The sequence below is a fragment of the Companilactobacillus huachuanensis genome (genome assembly GCF_005404815.1).
GTDB lineage: Bacteria > Bacillota > Bacilli > Lactobacillales > Lactobacillaceae > Companilactobacillus > Companilactobacillus huachuanensis.
Genome location: NZ_BJDF01000012.1, coordinates 63,265 through 78,520 on the forward strand (window position 1 = coordinate 63,265; position 15,256 = coordinate 78,520).

The 15,256-nt window shown below is 37.4% G+C and carries 16 protein-coding genes; all 16 read right to left on the reverse strand.

Going from position 1 to position 15,256, the window contains the following annotated elements; translation table 11 throughout:
* Positions 1–125: 125 nt before the first annotated feature.
* The 16 genes from FFM71_RS08145 to secA all read right to left on the reverse strand — a co-directional run bounded on the left by FFM71_RS08145 (position 126) and on the right by secA (position 15,236).
* The gene (locus FFM71_RS08145) at positions 126–377 is read right to left on the reverse strand and encodes a helix-turn-helix domain-containing protein (protein ID WP_048698728.1); all 252 of its coding nucleotides are present in this window, start codon (positions 375–377) and stop codon (positions 126–128) included.
* Between the two features lie 278 nt (positions 378–655).
* Positions 656–1,597, reverse strand: coding sequence for a thioredoxin-disulfide reductase (gene trxB / locus FFM71_RS08150; protein WP_137611681.1), 942 nt, complete (start codon positions 1,595–1,597; stop codon positions 656–658).
* Between the two features lie 64 nt (positions 1,598–1,661).
* A complete protein-coding gene (lgt, locus tag FFM71_RS08155; RefSeq protein WP_137611682.1) occupies positions 1,662–2,471 on the reverse strand; it encodes a prolipoprotein diacylglyceryl transferase in 810 nt (269 codons plus the stop codon).
* Complete coding sequence (hprK, locus tag FFM71_RS08160; RefSeq protein ID WP_137611683.1) at positions 2,471–3,430, reverse strand: HPr(Ser) kinase/phosphatase; 960 nt, start codon at positions 3,428–3,430, stop codon at positions 2,471–2,473. Before hprK ends, lgt begins: the two co-directional genes overlap by 1 nt.
* Before the next feature lie 194 nt (positions 3,431–3,624).
* Positions 3,625–3,990, reverse strand: coding sequence for a phage holin family protein (locus FFM71_RS08165; RefSeq protein WP_137611684.1), 366 nt, complete (start codon positions 3,988–3,990; stop codon positions 3,625–3,627).
* A 29-nt stretch (positions 3,991–4,019) separates the two neighbouring features.
* A complete protein-coding gene (locus FFM71_RS08170) occupies positions 4,020–4,277 on the reverse strand; it encodes a PspC domain-containing protein (protein WP_137611685.1) in 258 nt (85 codons plus the stop codon).
* A 55-nt stretch (positions 4,278–4,332) separates the two neighbouring features.
* On the reverse strand, positions 4,333–5,025 hold the full coding sequence (gene phoU, locus FFM71_RS08175) for a phosphate signaling complex protein PhoU (RefSeq protein ID WP_137611686.1): 693 nt from the start codon (positions 5,023–5,025) through the stop codon (positions 4,333–4,335).
* Between the two features lie 12 nt (positions 5,026–5,037).
* Positions 5,038–5,796, reverse strand: coding sequence for a phosphate ABC transporter ATP-binding protein PstB (gene pstB / locus FFM71_RS08180; protein ID WP_444542312.1), 759 nt, complete (start codon positions 5,794–5,796; stop codon positions 5,038–5,040).
* A gap of 13 nt (positions 5,797–5,809) precedes the next feature.
* Positions 5,810–6,616 (reverse strand): phosphate ABC transporter ATP-binding protein PstB, encoded by an 807-nt coding sequence (gene pstB, locus FFM71_RS13525; protein WP_179951375.1) that lies wholly within the window; start codon positions 6,614–6,616, stop codon positions 5,810–5,812.
* A gap of 3 nt (positions 6,617–6,619) precedes the next feature.
* Positions 6,620–7,507 carry a phosphate ABC transporter permease PstA gene (gene pstA, locus FFM71_RS13530; RefSeq protein WP_179951376.1) on the reverse strand — a complete coding sequence of 296 codons (888 nt, stop codon included), beginning with the start codon at positions 7,505–7,507 and terminating at the stop codon, positions 6,620–6,622.
* Positions 7,507–8,427, reverse strand: a complete 921-nt coding sequence (gene pstC / locus FFM71_RS08190) for a phosphate ABC transporter permease subunit PstC (protein WP_137611687.1) — start codon at positions 8,425–8,427, stop codon at positions 7,507–7,509. The genes pstA and pstC overlap by 1 nt, the downstream gene beginning before the upstream one ends.
* A 1-nt stretch (position 8,428) precedes the next feature.
* Positions 8,429–9,304, reverse strand: a complete 876-nt coding sequence (locus tag FFM71_RS08195) for a phosphate ABC transporter substrate-binding protein PstS family protein (protein ID WP_137611688.1) — start codon at positions 9,302–9,304, stop codon at positions 8,429–8,431.
* Between the two features lie 98 nt (positions 9,305–9,402).
* Positions 9,403–11,052 carry a sensor histidine kinase gene (locus FFM71_RS08200; protein WP_137611689.1) on the reverse strand — a complete coding sequence of 550 codons (1,650 nt, stop codon included), beginning with the start codon at positions 11,050–11,052 and terminating at the stop codon, positions 9,403–9,405.
* Positions 11,053–11,054: 2 nt separating this feature from the next.
* Positions 11,055–11,720, reverse strand: a complete 666-nt coding sequence (locus FFM71_RS08205; protein ID WP_137611690.1) for a response regulator transcription factor — start codon at positions 11,718–11,720, stop codon at positions 11,055–11,057.
* A protein-coding gene (prfB, locus tag FFM71_RS08210; RefSeq protein ID WP_137611691.1) for a peptide chain release factor 2 occupies positions 11,720–12,833 on the reverse strand; the annotation gives its coding sequence in 2 pieces (ribosomal slippage) (positions 11,720–12,760 and positions 12,762–12,833; 1,113 coding nt in all). The genes FFM71_RS08205 and prfB overlap by 1 nt, the downstream gene beginning before the upstream one ends.
* Positions 12,834–12,875: 42 nt before the next feature.
* Entirely contained in the window at positions 12,876–15,236 is a 2,361-nt protein-coding gene (secA, locus tag FFM71_RS08215; protein ID WP_137611692.1) for a preprotein translocase subunit SecA, read from the reverse strand.
* Positions 15,237–15,256: the final 20 nt, after the last annotated feature.

Below are 15,256 nucleotides of genomic sequence, written 5' to 3' on the forward strand. Positions count from 1 at the left end.
CTCCTAATTTGTAAGTACTTACATTCATTATAACAATCATGGAGTACTATTAAAATTTGATTTACACAACTTTAACAATAAATATTTAAAATAGTCTTAAGTTGTATTAACAAACTTACAAATCATTAAGATTCACTGCTAATGATCCTGTTGATGTCGGTATCGTAATATCTAGCCAAGGCAATCAAAGTGTCAATATCTGGCATACGAATACCGGTCTCATAATGAGATAAGGTCGTAACATCAATATTCAAATGTTGTGCCACTTCTTTTTGAGTTACGTTTCTTTCACGTCTGAGTTGCTTCAGATTTTTAGCAATGTTGAAACCTGATTCGTGCATTAATTGGTTCAAGTTTTTATCTGCTACTTCGCGCATAAGAATCACTTCCTGACTTTTTAATTTCATTATATGTTTAAACATATACGCAATGGAATCAAATTTCAACAATTTTCTTTTCAATATTTAGACAATTAGTCATAAACTTATAACGCGTTGTAATGGATATACCTTTTCCTACCTGAATAGGTTATTAGATCCAATATACGTAAAAAATATAATTGACATTCATGTGTCAAAAAACAAAAGAGGATTATATGCATAGGCAGAATCTACCTAGACATATAATCCTCATTTTATCTTTATTATTAAACTAATTACTTAGTTGAAACCTTGTCATCAGAAAGTTCTTGAATATAGCTGAATGCTTGTTGTCCAGCAATACCACCCTCACCAACAGCTGTCGCAATTTGACGAAGATCTTTCTTTCTAACATCGCCGACAGCTAAAATACCAGGTACTTTAGTTTCCATATGTTCATTTGTATTGATCCAACCATCTTTATCAAGAATACCAAGACCCTCGAATGGTGTTGTCATTGGATCGATACCAACATAGATAAAGGCACCTTTAGCTGGTACGACATGTTCTTCACCAGTTTCTTTGTCAACGTATCTGACACCAGCAACTTTGTCATCTTCGCTCGTAATTTCCTTAACGTCAGCATTCCAAACGAATTTGATCTTATCATTCTTAAATGCACGGTCTTGCAAAATCTTTTGAGCACGTAGTTGATCACGACGGTGAATAATTGTTACAGATTTGGCTAATTGTGTTAAATAAATACCTTCTTCAACGGCTGAATCGCCACCACCAATAACGGCAACATCCTGACCCTTAAAGAATGCACCATCACAGACAGCACAGTAAGAAACACCGCGTCCTGAAAGTTCATCCTCACCAGGAACGCCAATCTTCTTATACTGTGAACCAGTTGCAATGATTAAAACTTTTGTTTCGTAGTCACCATCATCAGTATGGATGATTTTAACATTACCCTTATCCTCAACAGATTCAACGGCTCCATAGCCAAAGTCAGCACCAAATTGGGTTGAAGATTTGTACATCTTTTCACTCAAGTCTGGTCCGAGAATTGAATCAAATCCGGGATAGTTTTCGATCGCAGCGGTGTTATTCATTTGACCACCGTAGATACCACGATCAAGAATCATTACTGATAAGTTAGCACGTGAAGCATAAAGAGCCGCTGTTAAACCACCAGGGCCAGCTCCAATAACTACTACATCATATGTTTTCATCGTCCGTTACCTCCTATTACTCAACAAATATTACCATTTATTTTAAACTTGGCAATTAAGTTGCTCACAATTCATTATACCAAGGTTCATTTTGTTTTCTTCGACGATAAATGAACAAGGTTATTGCTACGATAAATAATACTATTGAAAGAACCTGTGAAACTCTCACACCTGGAAAAATGTATAAACTGTCAGTACGCATACCTTCAACGAAAAATCTTACAGCTGGATACCAAATCAAGTAACTTAAAAATACTTCTCCACGTTTAAACAGGTGTTTTCTATTACGCAAAATCAAAATCAGAATTAAACCTACCAGATTACCAACAGATTCATATAAGAACGTTGGTTGACGGTAAGCCCCATTGATATACATTTGCTCAACGATGAAGTGTGGCAAATGCAGCGATTGTAAGAAACTCAAGGTGGTTTTGGCACCAAAGGCTTCCTGATTCATAAAATTACCCCAGCGGCCGACAATTTGGCCTAAAAGCACTGAAGGTGCTGCAATATCTAACATCAACCATGGCGAAATTTTCCGCTTGTGACACAAAACTAGCAAGACAATAAACGCTGCAATTAAACCACCATATATAGCGATACCACCATGCCAAATTTTGATTATCTCACCGGGATTAGCCAAGTAAAATGGTAATTCAAAGATTACATAGTACAACCTGGCGCCGACCAAAGCAATAGGAACGCCCCACAAGACGAGATCCAAAATATTATCCGGATCCATGTGTTTACGCTTGGCTTCACGCATAGCCATCAGAACACCAACTAAGGCACCCATGGCAATGATGACACCATACCAATGAATTTGTAATCCCCCCAGATCAATTGCAATCGGATTTAACGCTAATAAACTCATTACTTACCTTCTTTGTCATTCTTTGTTTTTTGTTCGTTTTCTTTAATTAATAATCCCAAATTATCTTCAAACTTCTTAGTAGCGTCATACCCCATCTTCTTTGCGCGATAATTCATAGCTGCAACTTCAATAATGATAGAAATATTTCGACCAACTTTAACGGGAACAGTAATTTGTGGTACATCAACATCAAAAATAGTTCTTTTATCTTCCAAAGTACCGATTCGATCATAGTTCTTGTCAGCTGACCAATTCTCCAAATTGATAATCAGTTGAATCTCACTCTCAGAACGAACAGCACCAGCACCAAAGAGGTTCATGACATCGATAATACCAATTCCACGGATTTCAAGTAAATGGTTGAGAATCTTAGGTGCCTCACCAACGATAGTTTTTTCATCACGTTGATAAGCATCAACACGGTCATCAGCAATCAAACGGTGTCCACGCTTAATCAATTCCAAAGCAGTTTCACTTTTACCAATACCAGAGTGACCAGTAAGCAAAATTCCGATACCATAAACGTCAACTAAGACCCCATGAATTGACTCTCTAGGAGCTAAATTTTCATCCAAATATTCAGTTATCATACTTGAAAGTCTAGTTGTTGGTAATTCTGAACCAATTACAGGCACTTTATGTTCACTAGCAGCCTTTAATAATTCTTCACTCGGTTGAATATTACGAGAAATCAATAGTGCCGGCGTATCTTCACGACATAATTCCAACATCACCTTGTAACGGTTATTAGCAGTCATAGAACGAGAATATGCTGACTCAGTTTGTCCAAATAATTGAATACGTTCGCTTGGATAGTAATCAAAGTAACCAGTTAATTCAATTCCGGGACGAGAAATATCACTCGTTGTGATTTTCTTATTATTCATTAATGCTTCGTCATTATAAACCTTTAGTCCATTATCTTTTACCATTTGAGATACAGTCACAAAATTTGTCATAGCCAACCCTCACTAAATCTATTTTTATATCAATTTTATCATTAATACCTAAGGTTGAAACTTAAATTGTATTCTTTGCAAAGAGTCGTCCATGTGGTCAAGGAATATCAACTTGCCTTGTTAACCTGGTTCAGACGTCAGGCACAGTCTCAAACCTTCAATAACACTAAATCAAAAGACAAAAAAAACGCGTACTAGACGCGCCTTTGAAAATTGTTCATGGTGTAGCTGTTAACGATAGAATTGCAAATCGCTAAAATAACTGCAACCACTAAAGCTGAACCAAAACCATTAAAGTGAAAACTTGATGATCCCACTAATACCGATGTCAATTCCAAAGTGATTGCATTTATCACGAAGGAAAATAAACCAAAGGTAATAAACGTGATCGGTAGAGAAATGATATGTAACAATGGCTTGATAGTCCAGTTTAGAAATACCAGTACCAAACTTGCTACTATAGCAGTTCCTAAACTATCAATTTGAAACATACCAGGTAATAAACGCGCAATTGCCAAGAACAACAACGTTTGTATCACCAATCTGATTAAAAACTTCATTTTATACCCTCATTTAACTCTCTTTTGAATCAGTAATATTTTTTGGAAGACTTTGCCTTGAGACGTCTTCTGCCACGATACGAGCTAGTTTTTTGTATATTTCTTTTTTCTGGGAAAGAAAAAACACAAACTACATAAACTAATGCCGGTAAGAAATATGTGAATGGCAATAAAAAGACAAAAGCTAGGCGAATCCAAGTTGAGTCAACTCCAAAGTACTCTCCTAAGCCTCCACAAACGCCGGCAACCATCCGATCAGTACTGGATCTTGTGATTCTATTTTTCATGTATTATCACCTCAACTTGTTCAAAAAATATACTACATATTACCAGATTTATCAATTAACCTTGGTTAGGATAGTCTTCATCTGCAACGTGTTTCTGATTCAGTTCTACCACATGTCCAGTATTCAAGTAAACAACCCATTCACAAATATTGGTTGCATAATCCCCGGCACGTTCCAAATAACTGGAAACTAACATATATGAGGAACCACTTAAAACGTAGTCGCCCTCTTTTTGCATTTCCGCAATACTCATTTTGTTGATTTTTGCACTCAAGTAGTGTTCTCTAACGTCACGGTTAGCGACTTCTTCAGCCATCTTGCTGTCACGTTTCAGATAGGCCTCAAGTGAATCTTCAACGATACTTGTTGTGATGTCACCCATTTCGGCAATCAACTTTTCAATTTCCGGAATTCTAGTTTCACCCTTAACACGAATTGTTTCTTGAGCGATACTGACTGCATGATCACCCATTCTTTCCAAATCAGAACTGGCTTTCAAAACTGTCACGATCATCCGTAAATCGGAAGTAACTGGCTGTTGTAAAGCAATCATTTCAAACGATTCCTTTTCAAGATCCATTTCCCGTTTATTGATGACATGATCATTTTTGATAACTTCTTTTGCTAAGGCCTTATCGTGGTCAACGTACGCCTTAACAGATTTCATAATGGCTTCACTAGCCATCATACCCATTTCTGAGAAGCGTAAATGTAAATTATTTAGCTGTTCTTCAAACGTTGTACGCATCTTACTTTTCTCCTAACCGAATTTTCCAGAGATATAATCTTCCGTCTGTTTCTCTTTTGGATTTAAGAATATATTCTTAGTTTTATCCGCCTCAATTAATTCCCCATTTAGGAAGAAAGCGGTTTGATCAGATATTCTTGATGCCTGTTGCATGTTATGTGTAACAGTAATAATCGTATAATCCTCACGTAAAGCTAACATTGTATCTTCAACCTTAGCTGACGAAATAGGATCCAAGGCTGAAGTTGGCTCGTCTAATAAAATAATATCAGGTTTCACTGCTAAAACTCTAGCAATACACACTCTCTGTTGTTGCCCACCAGATAATGACAAGGCACTTTGATGTAATTTATCCTTCACATCATCCCAAACGGCAGCGTTTTGCAAACTAGTTTCAACAGCTTCATCCAAGACAGCTTTATCTTTGACGCCGGCCAATCTTAATCCATATATTACATTATCATAAATTGAGAAAGGAAATGGGTTTGGTTGTTGAAAAACCATACCAACTTGTTTTCTCAATTCAACCGTATCAATATTGGGCGCATAGATGTTTTTACCGTTCAAAGATATCGTTCCAGTTATCGTTACATTCGGAATTAAATCATTCATCCGATTCAAACATCTAAGATATGTCGACTTCCCACATCCTGATGGACCGATCAAAGCTGTGATTTCATTCTTATTGAAATCAAGGTTAATACCACTCAGTGCTTCTTTTTTTCCATAAAACAAATGTACATCAGATGATGTTAAAATTTTTTCTGACAAAGTTATTGTGCTCCTATCCAAAGTGTCCGGAAACATAATCTTCAGTCGTCTTAATATGAGGACGAGTAAAGATTTTTCTAGTTTCATTAAATTCGACAGCATGTCCCAAGTGGAAAAATGCCGTGTAATCGCTGATTCTAGCTGCTTGTTGCATGTTGTGAGTGACGATAATAATTGTAAATTTATCCTTCAAACTCAACATTGTTTCTTCAACATTCGACGTTGAAATTGGATCCAAGGCACTTGCAGGTTCATCCATCAATAATATATCTGGTTTCATTGCAATTGCCCGGGCAATACATAGTCGTTGTTGTTGACCCCCAGAGAGCGCTAAAGCACTTTTGCCTAAATCATCCTTGACTTGGTCCCAAAGCGAGGCCTGCTTCAAAGTTGTTTCGACAATTTCGTCCAATTGTTTCTTATCATGCAATCCATGACGCTTTAGAGCAAAGGTAATGTTGTCATAAATTGATTTAGAAAAAGGATTGGGACGTTGAAAAACCATTCCAATATGCTTTCTAACTTCATAAATATCAACATTATTCTTGTTGATATCCAGACCACGGTACAATATCTGGCCTTTAACCGTTGCACCAGGTACATTGTCGTTCATGCGATTCAAGGATCTCAAATATGTCGATTTACCAGAACCAGAAGCTCCAATCAAGGATGTGATTTTATATCTTTCGAACTGAAGCGATGCGTTATGCATAGCTTCTTTTTCGCCATAGAAAACTTGTAAATCTTTGGTCTCCATGGCAATCTCATGATTATCCTCGTTTAAATGAAGGATGTATTGTTCATCTGTTTGTACGTCCATATTTTACTCACCCGTCATCTTTTTATAAACTATATTGCCTATATATCTGGCTAATAAATTAAATATTAAAACTGCAATAATCAAAACCGCTGAAGCACCGGCTGAAACTTGAACCGCATCAGGAATCAAACCTTCCGAGTTGACTTTCCAAATATGAACAGCCAATGTTTCGGCAGGTCTCATCAAATTCAAAGGGCTCGTAATACTGAAAATATTGAAATTACCAAAGTTCAACGGTGGTGCACTCTGGCCTGCTGTATAGATCAAGGCAGCAGCTTCACCAAAAACCCTACCAGCACCAATGATCATCCCCGTAATGATACCAGGTAATCCATCCGGAATAATAACATGGATAACAGTCTCCCATTTTGAAAGACCTAGAGCTAATCCAGCCTCACGTTGGGACTGCGAAACTGATCTTAAGGAATCTTCCACATTTCTGGTTAAAATCGGCAAATTGAATACTGTTAATGTCAAGGCACCAGAAAGAATTGAAAAACCAAACTTGAAACTAATAACGAAAATTAAAAATCCGAATAAACCAACAACAATTGATGGTAATGAACTCAAGACTTCGATTGAAACTCGAATTAATCCAACTAATCTATTCTTACCAGCATATTCAGATAAATAAATCCCAGCACAAATTGAAATTGGAATGGAAATCAGCATTGAAAGAATCAATAGAAAGAAGGAATTGAATAATTGAATTCCGACCCCGCTACCTGCTTGAAATGCTGTGGAACCTGATGTTAAGAAATGCCAATTAACATAACGAAGGCCACTTCCTAAGATATAAACCAATAAACCGGCTAAGATGAGCACAATAATTCCTGACATGAAGTAGATCACGCCAGTAGCTATTTTGTCTTTAACTTTTTCATTAAACACTAGAACTCACCTCGCTTAGCAATTTTTCTAATAACGAAGTTGAATAACAATGACATTAATAGTAATAACAAGGCTAGTGACCAAAGCGCGTTGTTTGGTGTTGAACCCATAATAGTATTACCCATGTTCATTGTTAAAACACTTGTTAGGGTTGATGATGGTGAAACTAAATTGTGTGGCAATAACATCGCATTACCAATAACCATTTGAACAGCTAAGGCTTCACCAAAGGCTCTTGCCATACCAAAAACGACGGCTGTCAATAGTCCTGGCGTCGCTGCACGCAAAATAACTTTGGAAATAGTTTGCCATCTAGTAGCTCCTAAGGCTAATGAGGCTTCACGATAATATCTTGGAACGGCCTTTAGAGCATCAACTGACATCGAAGTAATTGTTGGCAAAATCATGATAAACAAAACGAATGATCCGGCCAAAATACCGAAACCACTGCCGCCAGCAATCTTTCTTACAAATGGTACGACAATCGTTAAACCAAAGAATCCATAAACGACTGAAGGAATACCAACCAATAATTCGATGACTGGTTGTAAAACCTTTCGACCCCATTTAGGCGAAATTTCAGTCATAAAAATGGCTGCTGCAATAGCAAATGGTGTCCCGATAAGTGCGGCAATCAATGTTACTGCAAACGAACCAACAATCATTGGAGCTGCCCCAACAATTGGATGTCCAGCACTATCTAATTTGTTAGGTGCCCAAACTGAGTGAGTCAAAAAATCAATCGGATTAACACCATCTTTAAAGAAGATAATCAAACCACGTGATGCGATAAAACCGATAATAGTGATAACTAATAGAACGATAACTGCAGTAAAACTGAAAGAAATAATTTTACCGCGTGTTTCACGTTTAGCAGAAACAGATTTCTTGGTTAGACTTTCTCTAATAGGATCTTTCAAATTACTTTACCCCCTTTGAAACGGGCGTAATATTGCCCTTATAATCTTTTTGATATTTCATTGCTTGGATGGGAACATAGTTCATCTTTTCAACAACATTCTTCTGAACATGCTCTGTCATAATGAAATCAAGGAAATCTTTAGTCATACCTGTAGGTTGTCCCTTAGTGTACAAATGCTCGTACGACCAAATTTTCCACTTGTTATTCTCGATATTTTCAATGGTGGGTTCAACGCCGTTCACATTAACTGTTTTCACAGTATTGTTAAGATATGGCATCGCCAAGTAACTGATTGACCCTTTTGTATTGTAGACAATTTGTCTAACCATACCGCTGGAATCTTGCTCCTGGGAGCGCACAAAAGGAGTTCCGTTCATAACATCACTCTCAAACGCGGCACGGGTTCCCGATCCATCCGCACGATTGATTATGGTGATTGGTAGATCTTGTCCACCGACCTCTTTCCAGTTTGTAACTTGACCAGAAAAAATTTGTCTCAATTGCATGATTGTTAAAGATTTAACTTTAACATCCTTATTCACAACAGGAATCATCCCAACAGCTGCGATTCGATGATCAACAAGCTTACTGGCATCAATATCTTGTTTTTGTTCTGCATACAAATCAGAATTACCGATATTGACAGCACCTTGTTGAATCTGACTGAGTCCTGTACCAGTACCACCACCTTGTACATTAACGTACTCATTAGGATTATTCTTCGTAAATTCTTCCCCGGCAAGCTCCACTAATGGTTGTGCAGCTGAGGATCCAACCGCTGTTATTGTTTCTTGGCTCCCACTGCCTTTGCAACCACTTAACACTGCTATTAAAGGAATCACAATTGCAAATAATGCGACAAGTCTTTTTTTCAATGTTCTCACCTCTATCCACCTAGAATAGTACAACTTTGTATATTTTTTGTATAAAAAAAAGCCGTAACAAAATAAAATATTTTGTTGCAGCAATTTTTTTATAATGGTATGTCAACTATAAAAGTTGTGCCTAATCCCTTATGAGATTCGATACGAATATCACCATCAAGTGTATCCAAAGTTTCCTTAACGATTGCGAGTCCTAGTCCAGTTCCACCGGTCTCTAAACTTCTAGAACGGTCAACTCGATAGAACCTTTCAAAGATACGACTTTGGTTATCTTCCGATATCCCAATTCCAGTATCCTTGATGATAAACTTGATGCGATTCTCAATCTCATCATGATGAACTTCAATATCAATTTGACCATTTTCTTTATTATATGAAATAGCATTCTTAATCAAATTACGGAAAACTAAATTAAGTTTCTCTTTATTAGCTGTTACATCTGGACTACCAAAGTATTGCTGGTTGACCTTGATGTGATGCTTTTTAAGAGTGATCGACTGTCGATCCAAAATTCGATTGATATCATCGTTTAAATTGATTTCATCGATTTTTTCAGTGTCTCGCTTAACTTTTGACAATGAAAGAATATCCTGAATCAACTCAGATAGACGAACACTTTCACCGTGAATAATTTCTAGGAAGTGATCTAATTTCTTCGGATCATCCTTAGCACCATTCAAAAGCGTTTCTGAGAAACCTTCAATTGAGGTGACTGGAGTCTTCAACTCGTGACTAACATTATTGACGAAATCAACCTGCATTCGTTCGATCTGACGGCTTTCTGTTAAATCATATAGAATAACTAAAACTTGCTGATCATAATCTTCACGAGAATGAATCAAACGAATAACATTGGCATCAACATACTTTTGAGAATTACCGACCAATTGAATTTCACGATGATGGTTCTTATTCTTCCGCAAAGTATGTTCGATCATCTGACTCAAGTTGTAAGTTTTGACATCTTCGATAAACGGGTGAATATCATTAGAAATATTGACATCCAACAAACTTGACATTGCTTGATTATGTAGCAAAACATCCCCTTGCGAGTTCAACAACATAACCCCGATTGGCAAATGTCCTACTAACCCACGGAAGCGTCTTTCACGCAACTGGACATCATCTCGTAAATCATTGATATCCATACTGATCTTGTTAGTTTGTTCAACCAAGCCATATAACTCATCGCCTGGTGACAAAATCAACGAAGCCATTTCTTTACTCTTGCGAACACGACGCAAGTTTTCTGTCACACTCTGAATATCTTCACTCAATTGTTGACGTTTACGATAGTAATAAAGAATGACCGAATCAGTAATCAAGAAATACATCAAAGCGACAATCACAAAAGTCATCGGACTCTGACTCCAAAGACGATTGTATTTTTTGGCTACGATGTGACGGTCAGATCCAGACATAAAATACATAACTCTTGTTGTCATTGAGGTATCAGTTACGTAATCCTTACCGGGTTCAGTTCGACCATTGTGATACATGTCATATGCCTTGCGTTGCATCGTGGTATTTTCCTTAGACGTGTCGACATAATCCAGACCAGCAATTTTGGCCGCCTCAACTGGCTCATGGTTTTTCTTTAATTCAACATATGAAACTGTCTCATCAGTAAACATATCATTTTGCGAATCTCCCAAGATACTATCAGAGAATGTCACCAAAATGAGAAAGATAGCTATCGAAATCAAGATAGCAACTACTGGTCCTAATTTTCTTTTCATTCTCACACCTCTAAAATATAACCGAATCCATGTACGGTTTTAATTATTTGTGGATTCTTTGTGTCTTGTTCAATTTTATCACGGAGGTGGCTAATTTGGATATCAACCATTCGCATTTGTGAATTTGAATTTATTCCCCAAACATTATCAAAAATTTGTTCTCTCGAGACAACGATACCTTTATTTCTGATCAGAAACTCCAGTAACTCGTATTCTTTTTTCGTTAACGAAATTTCCTGACCATCAATTACCAAACCCTTGACATCCGTATCGAGTTCAAAGGATTTTTCTTTATCGGTATGTGAAGTTCTTCTCAATACTACTTCAATTCTCGCCAATAATTCTTTGATACTAAATGGCTTAGTAATATAATCATCTGCACCGCTAATCAGTCCCTCAATCTTATTGTCTTCCGCATCAACCGCAGTCAAAAATATAACCGGTGTTAAATTACCAATTTTTCGCAACTGTTTGAGTACTTCTATCCCACTTAATTGGGGTAACATCTGATCCAATAAAATTAGGTCGAAAGTCCCCGCATTAGCTTTATCAACAGCCATTTGGCCGTCTGTGGCTGTAGAAACTTGGTAATCGTTATTTTCCAAATTATATTCAATTAATTCGAGAATTGATGGTTCATCGTCGACAACTAAGATTTTCTTTTTCATTATTGTTTGGCCCCTTGTAATTTCCATTGGAGATAAGCATAAATAAATGGATCTAGATCCCCATCCATAACACCTTGACCATTGCTGACTGAAAGATTCGAGCGATGATCTTTGACCATGGTATACGGATGGAAAACGTAGGAACGAATTTGTGAACCCCAGCCAATATCCATTTGTTCACCTTGAATTTCAGCGTGTTTCTTGGCCTGTTCTTCCTGTTCTCGTTGAAAAAGTTTAGCCTTCAACATACTCATGGCTGTTTCACGGTTTTGCAATTGTGAACGTTGAGCTTGGGAACTGACTACGATGCCAGTTGGTAAATGAGTGATTCTAACCGCTGATGAGGTCTTGTTAATATGTTGACCACCAGCACCAGATGAACGAAAGACGTCAACTCTTAAATCGTCATCATTGATTTCGACCTTAATACTGTCATCTAATTCTGGCATCACATCTACTGAAGCAAATGATGTATGACGACGTCCTGCAGAATCAAACGGTGAGATTCTAACTAAACGATGTACTCCACGCTCTGAACGTAACAATCCGTAAGCATTTTTTCCACGAATCATGATTGAAACACTCTTGATACCAGCTTCTTCACCGGGCTGATAATCTTCAATTTCAACAGTAAAGCCATGTTGATCAGCCCAACGTTGATACATTCTCAACAGCATTTCGCCCCAATCCTGAGACTCTGTCCCACCGGCACCGGGATGAATTTCCAAAATTGCATTATGGGAATCATATGGTTCAGATAACAACATCATTAACTCATAAGAACGGAGCTTTGCGGCCAAACTATCCGAATCGTCTACTAATTGTTGCATTAATTCATCTTCTGGATCATCTTGATAAAGTTCGGCTAAAACTTTGATATCGTCTAAACCTTCACTCAACGACTTAAAATTATCGTATTGATCCTTCAAGTCATTGTTTTCATCAATCAATTTTTGAGCTTTCTCGTGATTGTCCCAAAAACCATTCTCAGTCATTTTTGATTCATTCTCAGCAATGTGCTCTTCTAGACTTTCTAAGTCAAAGAGACCCCCTGAATTGAGTTATTTTGTTTTCCATGTCAGAAATTCTATTTTTTATCTCTCCGAATTCCATATAATCACCCTTATAAAAAAAGCGGGCCAAGCGGCCTGCTTTTTATCTTTCCATATTTTGTCTGATTTCGGCCTTCATGAATAATCTTGTAACGTCATATTCAATATCAGAAACCATTTCTTCAAACATACGATATCCTTCTTCTTGATACTCAACCAAAGGATTCAATTGTCCGTAACCACGGAGACCAATTGATTGACGTAGTTGATCCATAGCATCGATATGATCTGTCCAGTGTTCATCAACAACTCTCAGGATAACAACCTTTTCAAATTCAAGCATTTGTGAAGGGTCACCAATTTGTTCTTTCTTTTGTTCGTAATTTTTGTGAACAAAGTCCATCAAATACTTGATAATTTCTTCTTGAGATTTAAGTTGCAAGTCAACGACATCCAATTGTTTGTCACTAACCAAAGCAGCTTTAGCAAAGTCAGCAATTGCTTCAAGTTCCCAATCGTCTTCTTTACCTTGTGTATGAACTTCAACTTGAGCCTTAATAGTACGTTCAAGCATTGGAAGTAGTACACGATCAAGATCTTTATCCTCGTTGATAACTTCCATTCTCTCTTTATAGATAACTTCACGTTGTTCACGCATAACATCATCATATTGAAGTGTATTCTTACGAGTATCGTAGTTATTACCTTCAACACGTTTTTGTGCAGATTCAACTTGACGAGTCATCATTCGACTTTGGATAACGGCATCGTCATCTTCAATCTTCAATGTCTTCAAGACACGTTTGATTCTTTCTGAACCAAAACGTTTCATCAAATCATCTTCAAGAGACATATAGAATTGAGTTACACCAGGATCACCTTGACGACCTGAACGTCCACGAAGTTGGTTATCAATACGACGTGATTCATGACGTTCTGTACCAAGTACACATAGACCACCAAGCTCTACAACACCAGGTCCAAGTTTGATATCAGTACCACGACCAGCCATGTTGGTAGCAATCGTAACGGCGCCACGTTGACCAGCGTTCATAACGATTTCAGCTTCTTTGGCATGGTTCTTAGCGTTAAGGACCGCATGAGGAATACCAGCTTTATCAAGTAACTTAGATAAGTATTCTGATGATTCAACCGCAACAGTACCAACTAGCAAAGGTTGCCCTTTAGCGTGTCTACGTTTGATATCTTCAACAACAGCACCAAATTTGCTTTGCAAAGTTGGGTAAAGCAAATCATCCTTATCGTCACGGATAACTGGCTTGTTAGTTGGAATTGAAATAACTTCCATGTTGTAGATTTCTCTAAATTCTTCAGCTTCAGTCTTGGCAGTACCAGTCATACCTGATAGCTTGTCATACATACGGAAAAAGTTTTGATAAGTGATGTTAGCCATAGTCTTGGTTTCATCTTGAATCTCAACGCCTTCTTTGGCTTCGATACCTTGGTGAAGTCCATCAGAATAACGACGACCATCCATAACACGACCGGTAAATTGGTCAACAATCTTAACTTCGCCATCTTGAACAACATAGTCAATATTTAAACTCATGATGTAATTAGCACGCAAAGCTTGATCCATATGGTGATTCAAAACAGTATTATCAATATCATAAAGGTTATCGAGGCCAAAGTAATCTTCAGCCTTTCTAATACCAGTTTCAGTTAAACTGATTGACTTTGTAGGCCAATCAATATTGTAATCTTCTTTTTCAAGCGTCTTAGCAAAACGGTCAGCACGCACATACATAGCAGTTGACTTCTCAGCTGCACCAGAGATGATCAAAGGCGTTCTGGCTTCATCAATTAAAATGGAGTCAACTTCATCGACAATTGCATAGTGTAATGGACGTTGAACCATTTGTTCTTTGTAAACAACCATGTTGTCACGCAAATAATCGAATCCAAGTTCACTGTTTGTTGAATAAGTAATATCACAATTATAAGCAGCACGTTTTTCTTCTGAATCCATGCTGTTAATGTTCAAACCAACTGTTAAACCTAACCAATTGTATAGTTCACCCATTTGTTTAGCATCACGACCAGATAGATATTCGTTAACTGTAACAACGTGAACACCTTTACCATCAAGCGCATTTAAATACACGGGTAGTGTAGCTGTCAAAGTTTTACCTTCACCAGTTTTCATTTCAGCAATATTACCTTCATGCAAAGTAATACCACCAATCAATTGAACTCTAAATGGGAACAATCCGAGGACTCTTTTAGCACCCTCACGGGCCGTAGCAAATGCTTCAGGCAAAATATCATCAAGCGTTTCACCTTTTGCTAGTCTTTCTTTAAATTCTGGTGTCTTAGCTTGAAGTTCTTCGTCAGAGAGTTTGCTGTAAGCATCAGCATAACTTTCAATCTTATCGGCAATTTTGCCCATACGTTTGACTTCTCTTTTATCGCTTTCGACCCATCTTCTTAGTGGATTTGCCATATTAATATATCTCTCCTAAG

Excerpts from the sequence above, each read along its gene's own strand:
- FFM71_RS08205 (WP_137611690.1), bottom strand. The coding sequence starts at position 11,720 with ATGAAAAAGAAAATCTTAGTTGTCGACGATGAACCATCAATTCTCGAA.
- trxB (WP_137611681.1), bottom strand. The coding sequence starts at position 1,597 with ATGAAAACATATGATGTAGTAGTTATTGGAGCTGGCCCTGGTGGTTTA.
- hprK (WP_137611683.1), bottom strand. The coding sequence starts at position 3,430 with ATGACAAATTTTGTGACTGTATCTCAAATGGTAAAAGATAATGGACTA.
- secA (WP_137611692.1), bottom strand. The coding sequence starts at position 15,236 with ATGGCAAATCCACTAAGAAGATGGGTCGAAAGCGATAAAAGAGAAGTC.
- FFM71_RS08200 (WP_137611689.1), bottom strand. The coding sequence starts at position 11,052 with ATGAAAAGAAAATTAGGACCAGTAGTTGCTATCTTGATTTCGATAGCT.
- lgt (WP_137611682.1), bottom strand. The coding sequence starts at position 2,471 with ATGAGTTTATTAGCGTTAAATCCGATTGCAATTGATCTGGGGGGATTA.
- FFM71_RS08145 (WP_048698728.1), bottom strand. The coding sequence starts at position 377 with ATGCGCGAAGTAGCAGATAAAAACTTGAACCAATTAATGCACGAATCA.
- FFM71_RS08170 (WP_137611685.1), bottom strand. The coding sequence starts at position 4,277 with ATGAAAAATAGAATCACAAGATCCAGTACTGATCGGATGGTTGCCGGC.
- phoU (WP_137611686.1), bottom strand. The coding sequence starts at position 5,025 with ATGCGTACAACGTTTGAAGAACAGCTAAATAATTTACATTTACGCTTC.
- FFM71_RS08165 (WP_137611684.1), bottom strand. The coding sequence starts at position 3,990 with ATGAAGTTTTTAATCAGATTGGTGATACAAACGTTGTTGTTCTTGGCA.
- pstB (WP_179951375.1), bottom strand. The coding sequence starts at position 6,616 with ATGGACGTACAAACAGATGAACAATACATCCTTCATTTAAACGAGGAT.